This is a genomic window from Belliella baltica DSM 15883 (assembly GCF_000265405.1).
In the GTDB taxonomy this organism is placed as follows: Bacteria; Bacteroidota; Bacteroidia; order Cytophagales; family Cyclobacteriaceae; genus Belliella; species Belliella baltica.
Map to the genome: position 1 here is coordinate 370,639 of NC_018010.1, position 12,009 is coordinate 382,647.

Below are 12,009 nucleotides of genomic sequence, written 5' to 3' on the forward strand. Positions count from 1 at the left end.
CATGCTTCTTGCCTCTTCTATCTCACGTCTCATATCTCACGTCTATTATCTATTCTTCCTATCGGTATGCCAGCTTCAAAGCGGGCGAATAAAGATGTATGTTTATACTTCAAATGAGCCCAATGAAGAAGATGGTATGCCTGAGACTAGCCTGAAAATTTCGAACTTTGAAATTTTCAAATGCATGCAAATCAAGCTAGACCCATTAATAAGTTTGAACCTGCTTAAAAAGACAACTCTAAATAATTGGACTTCATTTGATTATTCTCTAATTGGCGTTTTTCAGCACGCCCTAAATAGGGAAAAGAGGTTTTTAATCTCTTGTATCTTTACTCTTGCTTCTTGTCTCTTAAATTAGTCTCATTTCCCATCCACAATCTCCAAAATCGGCTGCCCTGTGGCTCCATTTGGAAGACGGGTACCAAGCATAATAGATAAGGTCGGTGCGATATCGGTAACTGTCACATATCTTGAGCTACTGCCTGCTTTAACTCCCCATCCCATAAATACAATCGGCACATGGGTATCATAAGTATAACCTGTTCCGTGCGTGGTACCTTTATATGAACTACTTAACCAAGCGGGCTCCAAAATCAATAATAAATCTCCTGAAGCTTTGTGATTGAAACCCATTTGAAGTAAAGATTTTTTCCCTTGGGTATACTCAAATTTCTTCATATCAGTAGCGGTATACACTTCTTTGATTCCTTCAAAACCAAGAAGGAAGTCAGCCAAGGATCTTTGGATTTCTTCTACGGCTACTCCTTTTTCTTTGGCTAAAGTATGATTGATAAATACCTGCTCGTTTGAAAAATTCGAGATCCAATTTCCTTCACCAAATTTCTCCGAAGTAAACCCTCTCATTTGTGTCAGGATAAATCTATTATTGAAATTACCAGCAGGAATATGCTCACTTTTCATATAATCCACAATATCGGCTACAGCGTGATCTGCTGTCAAGAAAACTAAATATTCATCCTTCCCATATTCTTTATCCAGGTAAGCAAAAAACTTCTCCAACTCCCTGTCTAGTCTAAGGTAATTATCTTCCACTTCTACAGAAGTTGGTCCAAACCTGTGTCCAATATAATCCGGAGAAGAAAAACTCACTGCTAGCAGATCTGTCTCCCCATTTTTTCCCAACTGCTCACCTTCCAAAGCCGCATAGGCCATATCCAAAGTAATGGAGTTTCCATAAGGAGTGGTAGAAATCAAGCCAAATCCTCCATTATCTTTCATCAATGATTTCAAATCATAAGGAAATGCTGTATTGTCTTTTCCAATAAACGGCCCTTCGAATTCATTGTCATCAGCAATACTTTGTACATAAGTCTCAATTGGAAAAAGTGTCTCCCACTTGTCAGAAAGATACTTTTCTGCTAATTTTTTATTATTAAAGGCTTTCACCCATGCTGGCAATTCATTGTAATAGTAGGTCGATGTCATGAAATTACCAGTCTTACTATCAAACCAATAAGCATCTCCCAAATGTCCGGCAGGCAAAGACGCTCCTCTATCTTTGATCGCAAGGGCAACTACTTTTGAACGCTTATTTGTAGAAAATCTCAATTCATCAGAAATCGTCGTAGAAAGCATATTTCTTGGTGAAATCTGACCATTTCCCTCAGAACCTCCAACTGCTATCACTGTACTGTCTTCAGCACAATAAATACTTCTTCCCAGACTTCTTACAAACCAATTGTTCGCAATCACACCATGTGTGGCAGGAGTAGCTCCAGTGTAAACAGATGCATGCCCAGGTCCTGTGTAGGTTGGAATGTAATTGTAATGGGCATTTTTCATCACAAAACCATCATTCATCAACCTTTTGAAACCACCTTCACTGAAGCGATCTTGGTATTTATAAAAATATTCTTGTCTCATCTGATCGACCACAATTCCAACAACAAGCTTGGGTTTTGATTTTTCCTGCGCAAAAGCAGAAAAACAAATGATCATTGCAAATAAGGAAAGTACAAATGTCTTTTTCATTGTTTCTTTTTATTTATTGCTACAAATATAGGGATTCATAATGAAGCCAAAATGACCTTTGTGTTAAATCGTAAAATTGCTTTTAAACAAGTCTATTTGGATGATTAAAAAAACATTAGAATTAGATTTTGACCAATGGTTTCCTGAATTTCGGAAATGAAACGTATCTTTCCTTTTCATTTCAGTCAAAATATACCTAATCATGAAAAGAAAGCTTGTTTATTTATTTGCCATCATTTTATTCAGTTCTACTGCTTTTTCGCCAAGCTTTGCACAGTCTTGGTTTGATGATGGCTTGAGTCCTGAATTTCATCAAGGAAGAAGAGATTTGCTCAGAGAAAAAATGCCGGAAAATGCTGTAGCTGTATTTTTCAACAACCCGGTCAAAAACAGATCAAATGATACCCATTTTGAATACAGACCAAATTCAGACTTTTACTATCTGACTGGTTTCAGAGAGCCGAATTCGGCTTTGATCGTGTTCAAAACTCCTCAAATGATCGATGGGCAAGAAGTGAATGAAGTGATCTTTGTTCAAAAAAGAGATCCAAGAACAGAACAGTGGGAAGGTGAAAGATTGGGAATCGAAGGTGTTAAAGAAAAGTTAGGATTTAAATCAGTCTTCTTAAATGCAGATTTTCTAAAAAACCCAGTATTTGATTTTTCAGCATTTACACAGATTCTATCTTTCAATTTACCTGAGATTGAAGGGGGCAGACACAATGCAGAATTAAGAGCCATGACAGAGGCTTTCAAAGCCGTAAATACAAGTCCAGCAAGACCTGCAGATCAGGTGCTCAGCCAGATCATGAATCAGATGAGAGCGGTTAAAACATCAGAGGAATTAGTTCTTTTGAAAAAAGCAATCGAAATCTCTGGACATGGACATATTGAATCCTTCAAATCCATCAAACCAGGAGTTTCTGAAAGAGCCATACAAGGTGTCCATGAATTTGTGCATAAAGCCATGGGTGCAGAATACGTGGGCTATGGTTCTATCGCCGGAGCTGGCAACAACAGTACGATTCTACATTATGTTTACAACAGTGTTAGAGACCTAAAAGAAGGTGTGATGCTGATGGATATAGGTGCAGAGTACAGAGGCTATTCAGGAGATATTACGAGAACAGTACCTGTAAAAGGCAAATTCTCTGCTGAAGAAAAAGCCATATATGAAATCGTCCTAAAAGCATTGGAAGAGAGTACAAAAGCAAGTAAGCCAGGTTCTAGTTTCCAAGAAATCGGTGCGATTTCCAAAGAAATTATCGACAAAGGCTTAGCCGATTTAGGAATCATCGAAGCCGGAGCAAGACACCCTTATTTCCCTCATGGCATTGGTCATCACTTAGGTTTGGATGTACATGACAGAGGTGGATATGGAGCTTTTGAACCAGGAATGGTCTTCACTATCGAGCCAGGAATTTATATTCCAAAAGGTGCAGATTGCGATCCGAAGTGGTGGGGAATAGGAATTCGTGTGGAAGACAATATCTTGATCACTGAAAATGGCTATGAAAACCTAAGTGAATTCGTCCCTCGAACTATCGCTGATATTGAGAAAACCATGAAAGAAGAAGGGATTTTGCAGAAGTTGATGAAGTCGATGTAGTGATTATATTGTACTAAGTACCATGTACAATGTACCAAGACACCTACTTATTAAAATTCTCTTGAATGAGTCATAAAAAAACCACTGAATCTTTAAATTTCAGCGGTTTTTTTTTACTCCAAACTTGAGCATTGTTCTACAGATAGGTATCAAACTGGCATTAATTCAAAATCATTCATGAACAAAATCTGCGCAATCCACGCACCTGCCTCTCTCTGGGAGGATCTGCGTGCGATTCATCCTTTCCTCAGTCTTTCTTCTTCAAATCCCCTCTCTTGATAGATTGGATGAACTGTGACCAAGCGAATGGATCAAGTAGTCTGAAAGGCCTTGGACCATAACGATCTTGAATTTGCATCATCTGTCCTTGCTGCACACCACGGAAGTTTTCATTCCCTGAAGCTGGCATATTCTCAGCCCATCTTAAAAGTGTTTCTGGACTCATGTTCCCTCGTGTGTTAGGAGCATCATAATTCATTGCCAACACAGCACGCTTAAATTCTTCTTCAGAAGGATAAGGCATCACTTCTATCTCTTTCAATACTATTTCATCCTCTTGCATGGTGATGATAAGACTGACTTTATCTTCTTCCAAATTTTCAGGAATGGTAAATGTTTGCCTCTTTAAACCGATAAAAGTGAATACAACAGAATCACCTTCTAATACGGGCATAGAAAAGTATCCAAATCTTCCAGAACTCGTCCCCCTACCCTTTTTGGGAACGTATACGTTCACTCCAGGCACAGCATCTGTACTGTCAGCATTTAAGATGATCCCAGAAAGTTGGATCACTCTTCTCTCCTTTTGATCTTGCGCTTGTAGATTTTGAAAAAATAGCAAGAGCATCAAGGAAAAGACAAGTGAGGCTATATATTTTTTATTGCGTGTCAATTTTTTTGCTTTTATTTTAATTACGGCTTAGAAAAGCCTATGTTTAAATCACGGTATAATAATAGCCTATTTTCGGCTGATTTACTCAATATTCAACCCGATTTATTCGTTAAAAGTTATTAATGAGACTCAAAAATATAAGTTTGAATTATGGAATGAGGGTCTTCAAAGCACTTTCAGAAGAGCCTAGAGTACGAATTATCCATCTTTTGATTCAAAACAAAGAGTTATCCATCTCCGATTTGGAACATATTCTTGATTTCACCCAAACCAAGACAAGTCGACATTTGATTTATCTCAAAAATGCAGGATTAGTCGGTAGCCGACGAGTGGATCAATGGACTTTTTATTACATCTTGGAAGAGGCAATCGAAATCATTAATCAGATTTTTAAGTTTATACAAAAAGACATCAGCTTGATCAAAGATCAGGAGGTCTATGAAATTTTACATTCTAACCGGGAGTTGGCCATCAACAAAATCCAAAACAACCCCTACCGCAAATAAAAATTAGTGAAAAAATATCAACACATTTTCTTCGATTTAGATCATACCCTTTGGGATTATGACCGCAATGTTCAGGAATCACTCACTGAACTGCATGATGTTCATCAACTGAATGGACTTGGAATAAAAGACGCTCAAGCGCTAATTCAGGCATTCTATAATGTCAATTTCAAGCTTTGGGCATTGTATGATGTCGGTAAAATAGACAGAGATAGCCTTCGAGCTACCCGTTTTAAGTTAGTCTTCGAAAACGCGGGAGTTGATCCAGAAAGTGTACCTGAACTTTTTGAGCCTGACTTTATGCATCGAACTTCCTCGAAGAATTACCTTCTTCCTTATGCAATAGAAATTTTGGAGTACCTGAAACCCAAATATCCGATGCATATCATCACCAATGGTTTCAACGAAAGTCAAGCTAAAAAACTCAATGCCTCAGGATTGAGTCCTTATTTTGATCTGATCGTCACTTCTGAGACTACAGGTCACAAGAAGCCTGATCCTAGAATATTCCAATATGCACTTGATAATTTAGGAATCAACAATCAGGATGTCATCATGATTGGCGACAACCCAAATTCAGACATTCTCGGAGCCATCAATGCCAATATCGATCAAGTCTATTTTGATCCACATAGCAAAGGAATAGAAATGAAACCAACCCATACGATCAAGCACTTGAAGGAATTGGAGAAATTTCTGTGATTAGAAATAAGTTGATGTTAGTTTTAGGGGAATTTATCCAAATCATGAAAAAACAAATCCTGATCTTACTTTTTATCATCTCCTCATTTTCGGTTTCAGCTCAAAGTTATGATATCGGCATCCATGGAGGTGTATTTACGCCAATTGACTTTTGGTATTATGTAGATGGCGAAATAGGAGCCAGTACAGGGATAAAATTCAATTATCATTTCAACGAAAAGCTTACACTTTCTTCAAATTATTTTCACGGATATTTTCACTTTTCACCAGCTGGCGCAGAGGAAAGAATAAATGGACAGAGAATTGGAAGAGAGAGGTCTAGAGCTACTTACAATGCGGTGTCTTTTGTTTTCTTGAGAAAATTCAAATTGAAAAACAACTGGGAGTTTCATGCAGGAACAGGAGTAGGCTACTTCTTAGAGCATTGGGAGGGAGAAAAGAATTATTTATCTGGAATAAAACGATATAAAAGAGACTTTACAATGCCCATAGAAGTTAATTTTAATAAGCAGGTGAATGAAAATTTAGTCATTGGAATCAAGTCAGGAGTCTTTCTCACTCCATTTTATATTTTTGGAGGATTTCATCTTGGTCCAGAAATAAGTTATAGATTTTAAATTTCACTAGTTATGAAAAACATATTTTTGACATTTTTGATAATCATACTAGGTTACTCTCCATTGAAAGCACAAAAACTTGATTTCAATATAGGTTTTGGTAGTTATAGAGTACCTAATCAAGTAAAGTATGAATTGCCAAGAGCTGGTTTTAACATGAATTTTGGATTGATTTACCAAATCAATGATAAATGGGAGATGGGAACTGCTATCAATCATTCAGTCTTTAATTATGACAGACAATCACTTGCTGGAACTCCTGTATCATTAGGTACTTTTGGAACAGGAGGCAGAGTCAATTCCGATCATCTTTATTTCATACTTCGAAGGAAAATTTCTTTACCATTCAATCTGGAGGGAAGTTTTGGATTGGGGATCGGTGGATATGTAGAAAACAACGAATACTTAGTTGCTGTAGCTTTTGACGAAGAAAGAAACTTTTATAGAGGTGTTTCTTGGAACAGAGATATCGAAGCTGGTCTGCATTTTCCAGTTTCCTATACACTTAAAAAAATCTTTTCTAATAAAGTCTATTTAGGTTTAGAAGGAGGCGCATTCTTTGACAAGAATCTAAACACAAGAGGTATCTTCATTGGTCCAAAGGCTGGCATTTTTCTCTAAAAAGAATATCCAATTGATACTTGAGGAGCAATAAGCTCAGCAGGGTCAGAAGTGAAAAATGGTGTTAAGCCTGCTCTCAAAAGAAATCCTGACTTAGAAACTCTTCTGTATCCGAGAATTCCATTTAGCATCAGACCAGTTCCTGAAACTCTAGGATCTGAAGTTGCTCCTGTTGAATTGGTCTGAGACAATAAAATCATTGTAGCCCCAAGTCCTAATTCTAAAAAGTTTCTCTGTTTACCCAAGAGATAATTAACCCCTAATGGAATGGTTGCAACCCTAAATCCATCTATTGCAGTGTAGCCCAGCCCTGCTTTCGCTCCCAAGCCACTTGCCTGATCTTTGAATCTCCAATCATAGTTGAAGGAATAAAAAATTCCAGACCCCAAACCTTCAAGGTAAATCGCCTCTCTTTTGTTTTCATTTTGACTAATGCCTGAGAATGGAAGTGTCAAAATTAGAACTGATGCTATAAATAATATCCTCGTAAAATACATGAATGCAAAACTAAATAAATATTTCATAATCCTATTTTTATATTAAATATATTACTGAGTAATCCCATTTCATTTAAACGGGTATAAAGCCAATTTTCTATTGACCTATATATAACATTGATAAAAGAACAGGATAAAAAAGGCATTCCAAGCCTAGTTTCTTATATTTGTCACATTCAGAAATCAAATAAAATCCAAATAATATGCTTAAAGGTTTTTTCAATGTGCCTACACCGAAAAACGAACCGGTAAAGGCTTACGCACCGGGATCTCCGGAAAGAATAGAATTACAAAAAACACTTAAAGAATTTAGAGCCCAAGAAGTTGATGTACCGATGTATATCGGTTCTGAGGAAGTAAGAACAGGCAAGAAAAGACCAATGTCTCCTCCACACGACCATCAGCACATCCTTGGCTATTTCCATGAAGGCGATGCGTCTCACGTTGAGCAGGCAATCAATGCGGCTTTGGGAGCAAAAGAAGCTTGGGAATCCATGGAATGGGAACAAAGAGCTGCTATCTTCTTGAAAGCTGCTGACCTTCTTGCTGGACCATACAGAGCAAAAATCAATGCGGCAACCATGCTTGGTCAATCTAAGAATGCCATGCAAGCTGAAATCGACGCCGCTTGCGAATTCATTGACTTTTTAAGATTCAATGTGCAATACATGACTGAAATCTATGCACAGCAGCCACCTGTTTCAGGAGATGGCGTTTGGAATAGATTGGAACAAAGACCACTTGAGGGTTTTATTTTTGCATTGACCCCATTCAACTTTACAGCGATCGCAGGAAACCTTCCTACTTCTGCTGCCATGATGGGAAACACCATCGTCTGGAAACCTGCCTACACGCAGATTTACTCAGCAAAAGTTTTGATGGATGTTTTCAAAGAAGCTGGCGTTCCTGATGGTGTGATCAATTTGATCTACGTCGATGGACCAACAGCTGGAAATATCATTTTCAATCACGCTGATTTCGCAGGAATCCACTTTACAGGCTCTACAGGTGTGTTCCAACACATTTGGAAAACTATTGGAGAGAACATTTATAAGTACAAGTCTTATCCAAGAATCGTCGGAGAAACTGGCGGAAAAGACTTTGTCTTGGCACACAAATCTGCCAATCCAAAAGCTGTAGCAGTAGGACTTTCCAGAGGAGCATTTGAATTCCAAGGACAAAAATGTTCTGCTGCTTCAAGAGCCTATATCCCGAGCAACCTTTGGGATGATGTGAAAAAATATTTGCTTGAAGATCTTGCTGACATGAAGATGGGACCAACGGAAGATTTCACCAACTTCATCAATGCAGTCATTGACGAGAAGTCATTTGATAAAATAAGCAAATACATCACTGACGCCAAAAAAGCTGAAGGAGTAGAGATTATCGCTGGAGGAAATTTTGACAAGTCAAAAGGCTACTTCATCGAACCTACAGTCTTGGTCGTAACAGACCCAATGTACACGACCATGAAAGAAGAAATCTTCGGTCCTGTATTGACGATCTATGTGTACAATGCTGAGCATTTTGAGACTGCTTTGGAATTAGTAGATCAAACTTCTCCTTATGCCTTGACTGGCGCAATCTTCTCTACCGACAGGTATGCTATCGAATTGGCTACCAAAAAATTGAGAAATGCAGCAGGAAACTTCTATATCAATGACAAGCCGACAGGTGCGGTAGTAGGTCAGCAGCCATTTGGTGGAGCCAGAGCTTCGGGAACCAATGACAAAGCAGGATCCATGATCAACTTACTCAGATGGGTTTCTCCAAGAACAATCAAAGAAACTTTCGTATCTCCAGTGGATTACAAATATCCATTCCTTGGGGAAGATTGATTGAAGAAGCGAGAAAATAGATTTGAGAAGCGAGATACAAGAAACAAGACGTTACTTAAATTTGAAAAAAAGTAAAGATAAAACAATACCCCAGTATTGCATCCTAAAATAATAACCCTGAAAGGGTTAAACCTTGAATAACTTGTTCGCCGTGGCGGAGCCCTACCCGGGGATCAAAGTGAGCAATGGACTGGTCAACCCCAAATGGGGTTGAACTAATTATCGGTTAGTAGCCAAAAGCTTTATCAATTAAATTAAAACACCCTAAGATTAATTTCTTGGGGTGTTTTTTTGATTGAAAAACTTTTTAAATCCTTGATTTTCTTGGCAATTGGCTTTTAGTTTCTAACCAAAGACCTTAATTGGACTTTATCTTTAATTATATTCAAAATCAATCATGAAGTACTTTTATCATTTTCTAGCATTTTCTTTAGTCAGTTTATTATTTTCCTGCAACTCTTCCACTGAGGAGAACATAGGTTTTCAGGAAATAAAAATCACAGAGTCCGACATCATTTCTTTTGAAGAAGTAGTCAATGAAATCGAATTTATTCCATTTGTGATTCCAGAAGACACCCCTTTGAAACTCTCAGCAAACGATCCACATCTGGAAATTGATAATAAAATTTATTTCTCGGTAGGTGATTTCAGAGATGCTTCCATTCATGTTTTTGAACTCAATGGGAAGTATGAACAAACTTTCAAAAAACAAGGTGATGGTCCGGAAGAATATCCTTATATCAATGGAATTGACATGATTGACGACAAATTAGCAATTTGGGATCAACGAGGAACCTTCAAGCTTTATAATAAAACAAACTTTGACTTTGAAGGTGTCAAAAAACTAGCTGGCGTCGACATTGATTTCATTCCCTTTTATCAATCTTTAGGTGATGGAAAATGGATTTTGGTGGATGATTACAGCGGAGAAGTCGATGAAGAAAGCTATTACCCAGTTTTCCAACTTTTGGATGAAAAAACTGAGGAGATAAAAACATTTTCTCCAAAAGCCAGAGTAATAACTTCAAACATTATCGAAGGTCAAATTGCTGAAATGCCTGATAAGTCTTACATTTTGAATTATGGAGCATCTGACACAATCTATCATTATAAAAACGATAGTCTTCGACCTTGGATCAAACTCAATCTAGCGGATAACAACGCCCCTGAAAATGAGAAATTAGACCCAGAAAATTTCTTTGAAAACATATTTGCTAACCAAACTTATAGCTTCAATGTCGGCACTGCTTTAGCTGCAAATGACATTCTAAAAGTTGGAATATTTGGTATAAAAAAATCAACAAATCTTAACCAAGATGATTTAAACACATTTCCAATTCAGCACCTGTATATTCAATACCCAAGTTTGGAATATAAAGTCACCAAAGCTTTCGGTGCATTTGGAGGAAAAGGTTATACAAAAGATGGCTTCTTTTATGAAGTGCTGTTCGCTGAAAATATTTTAGCTTATCTTGAGAGCAATTACTTCGGAAAATACACTGCACAGCTCGAAGCAGCAATGGAAAACCTTGAAGATGAAGAAGATCCTATTCTCTTAAAATATAACGTCAAAGTAAAATGAGAAAATTGAAAAGTTTTACCCTACTGTCTTTTATTTCAATTATCTTTTTTTCCTGTTCTTCTGAAGAAAATCTAAAATCAGCAACCATTGAAGGTGACTTGGCAGACTACGCTATAGATACCATTTACTTTGAAAAAGACTTGACCACAAAATCTCTTCCGCTGGAATTCACTTACCAAAAAGAAGGAGACAAAGAATTTCTTTACGGCATGTCAGGCTTCAATCTTTTAAAATATGAATATCCATCAGGAAAACTGATATCAAATACTACTTTCGAAAAAGAAGGCCCTGATGGAATTGGGGGTTACTTTTCCGGGAAATTAATCACCAGTGATGGGATTTTCTTTATCTCAAATCAAAAGGAAGTCCTTCATATTGACTTTGATGGCAAAGTCAGTAAAAGAATCTCACTTCCGATGACGACTGAAAATAGGATGGCAGCTAATTTCAGCGCTCAACAAGGAAATAAAATGTACTGGAATTCAGCGCGTCAGACCTTGATGGTGACTGATGTACCTTTCTTACTTAAGGAACCCATTTTAAATTATCAAGATTGGATTTGGGAGTTTGATTTTAAACAAGAGAAAAAGGAAGTTGCAGCGCAGTTTAAATTTCCAGAGCCATATAGCGAATTCTTAGACGATCCTGAATTGGGAATTTACTTTCATCTGTTTCTAAAAGATAAAAACCAACACCTCATCGGGTTTCCTGCTTCTGATTCTCTTTTGGTGATCCATGTTGATCAAAGAACTAAAGCTTATGCGGGGAGCAATGAAAACCTCGAATTCAAAAAAGGAACTACTGAAGCAAGAGGAGAATACACGGTGTTTTCGCCTAGCGTAGAAACGAGCCGATACAAGTGGATGATGCACGACCCTTATCAGGGATTGATTTTAAGACACCTTATTATTCAGCAAGGACAAGATGATAGAACTACTTTTTCTAAAAATAGCTTTATCCTCCTCGATGAATCACTTACTAAAATCGGAGAAGTGAAATTTTCTGACAGAAAAATCAATAATTTGGGATTCAGTACACCCAATGGGTTTTATCTCAAAATGGGGAGCCAAGAATCAGATGATAGAGAAGGATATGTCAGATTTAATTTCTAAACTTCTTTGACCTTTCTTTCAAAATAATGCTTAAGAATTTT

At 37.4% G+C, this 12,009-nt stretch carries 11 protein-coding genes; 8 read left to right on the plus strand and 3 right to left on the minus strand.

Translation table 11 applies throughout. The annotated features are described in order from the left end of the window. Nucleotides 1-360: 360 nt before the first annotated feature. Nucleotides 361-1,992, minus strand: coding sequence for an alkaline phosphatase PafA (gene pafA / locus BELBA_RS01750; protein WP_014771034.1), 1,632 nt, complete (start codon nt 1,990-1,992; stop codon nt 361-363). 202 nt (nt 1,993-2,194) lie between these two features. On the opposite strand from pafA, the gene BELBA_RS01755 reads away from it, so the two are divergent. Beyond that, nucleotides 2,195-3,601, plus strand: a complete 1,407-nt coding sequence (locus tag BELBA_RS01755) for an aminopeptidase P N-terminal domain-containing protein (protein ID WP_014771035.1) — start codon at nt 2,195-2,197, stop codon at nt 3,599-3,601. Nucleotides 3,602-3,848: 247 nt separating this feature from the next. Here BELBA_RS01755 and BELBA_RS01760 read toward each other — a convergent pair whose 3' ends face one another. Next, on the minus strand, nt 3,849-4,448 hold the full coding sequence (locus tag BELBA_RS01760) for a carboxypeptidase-like regulatory domain-containing protein (RefSeq protein ID WP_052307603.1): 600 nt from the start codon (nt 4,446-4,448) through the stop codon (nt 3,849-3,851). Between the two features lie 167 nt (nt 4,449-4,615). Between BELBA_RS01760 and BELBA_RS01765 the strand changes: the two genes are divergently transcribed. Genes BELBA_RS01765 through BELBA_RS01780 form a run of 4 tightly spaced genes read left to right on the plus strand, consistent with a single transcriptional unit; the run spans nt 4,616 to nt 6,939 of the window. Beyond that, a complete protein-coding gene (locus BELBA_RS01765) occupies nt 4,616-4,999 on the plus strand; it encodes an ArsR/SmtB family transcription factor (protein WP_014771037.1) in 384 nt (127 codons plus the stop codon). 6 nt (nt 5,000-5,005) lie between these two features. Then, on the plus strand, nt 5,006-5,701 hold the full coding sequence (locus BELBA_RS01770) for a YjjG family noncanonical pyrimidine nucleotidase (RefSeq protein WP_014771038.1): 696 nt from the start codon (nt 5,006-5,008) through the stop codon (nt 5,699-5,701). 44 nt (nt 5,702-5,745) lie between these two features. Further along, nucleotides 5,746-6,318, plus strand: coding sequence for a hypothetical protein (locus BELBA_RS01775; RefSeq protein WP_157466044.1), 573 nt, complete (start codon nt 5,746-5,748; stop codon nt 6,316-6,318). A gap of 12 nt (nt 6,319-6,330) precedes the next feature. After that, nucleotides 6,331-6,939 (plus strand): hypothetical protein, encoded by a 609-nt coding sequence (locus BELBA_RS01780; protein ID WP_014771040.1) that lies wholly within the window; start codon nt 6,331-6,333, stop codon nt 6,937-6,939. Here the strand turns inward: BELBA_RS01780 and BELBA_RS01785 are convergent. After that, complete coding sequence (locus tag BELBA_RS01785) at nt 6,936-7,463, minus strand: hypothetical protein (protein WP_014771041.1); 528 nt, start codon at nt 7,461-7,463, stop codon at nt 6,936-6,938. The two genes, BELBA_RS01780 and BELBA_RS01785, sit on opposite strands and share 4 nt — an antisense overlap. A 176-nt stretch (nt 7,464-7,639) precedes the next feature. On the opposite strand from BELBA_RS01785, the gene pruA reads away from it, so the two are divergent. From pruA to BELBA_RS01800, 3 genes are all read left to right on the plus strand, one after another. After that, nucleotides 7,640-9,274, plus strand: a complete 1,635-nt coding sequence (pruA, locus tag BELBA_RS01790) for an L-glutamate gamma-semialdehyde dehydrogenase (RefSeq protein ID WP_014771042.1) — start codon at nt 7,640-7,642, stop codon at nt 9,272-9,274. A gap of 397 nt (nt 9,275-9,671) precedes the next feature. Further along, nucleotides 9,672-10,856, plus strand: coding sequence for a 6-bladed beta-propeller (locus tag BELBA_RS01795; protein ID WP_014771043.1), 1,185 nt, complete (start codon nt 9,672-9,674; stop codon nt 10,854-10,856). Next, entirely contained in the window at nt 10,853-11,968 is a 1,116-nt protein-coding gene (locus BELBA_RS01800) for a DUF4221 family protein (protein ID WP_014771044.1), read from the plus strand. The genes BELBA_RS01795 and BELBA_RS01800 overlap by 4 nt, the downstream gene beginning before the upstream one ends. Nucleotides 11,969-12,009: the final 41 nt, after the last annotated feature.

Coding starts and splice junctions, on each gene's coding strand:
- pafA (WP_014771034.1), bottom strand. CDS start 1,992: ATGAAAAAGACATTTGTACTTTCCTTATTTGCAATGATCATTTGTTTT.
- BELBA_RS01755 (WP_014771035.1), top strand. CDS start 2,195: ATGAAAAGAAAGCTTGTTTATTTATTTGCCATCATTTTATTCAGTTCT.
- BELBA_RS01760 (WP_052307603.1), bottom strand. CDS start 4,448: ATGCTCTTGCTATTTTTTCAAAATCTACAAGCGCAAGATCAAAAGGAG.
- BELBA_RS01765 (WP_014771037.1), top strand. CDS start 4,616: ATGAGACTCAAAAATATAAGTTTGAATTATGGAATGAGGGTCTTCAAA.
- BELBA_RS01775 (WP_157466044.1), top strand. CDS start 5,746: ATGAAAAAACAAATCCTGATCTTACTTTTTATCATCTCCTCATTTTCG.
- BELBA_RS01780 (WP_014771040.1), top strand. CDS start 6,331: ATGAAAAACATATTTTTGACATTTTTGATAATCATACTAGGTTACTCT.
- BELBA_RS01785 (WP_014771041.1), bottom strand. CDS start 7,463: ATGAAATATTTATTTAGTTTTGCATTCATGTATTTTACGAGGATATTA.
- pruA (WP_014771042.1), top strand. CDS start 7,640: ATGCTTAAAGGTTTTTTCAATGTGCCTACACCGAAAAACGAACCGGTA.
- BELBA_RS01795 (WP_014771043.1), top strand. CDS start 9,672: ATGAAGTACTTTTATCATTTTCTAGCATTTTCTTTAGTCAGTTTATTA.
- BELBA_RS01800 (WP_014771044.1), top strand. CDS start 10,853: ATGAGAAAATTGAAAAGTTTTACCCTACTGTCTTTTATTTCAATTATC.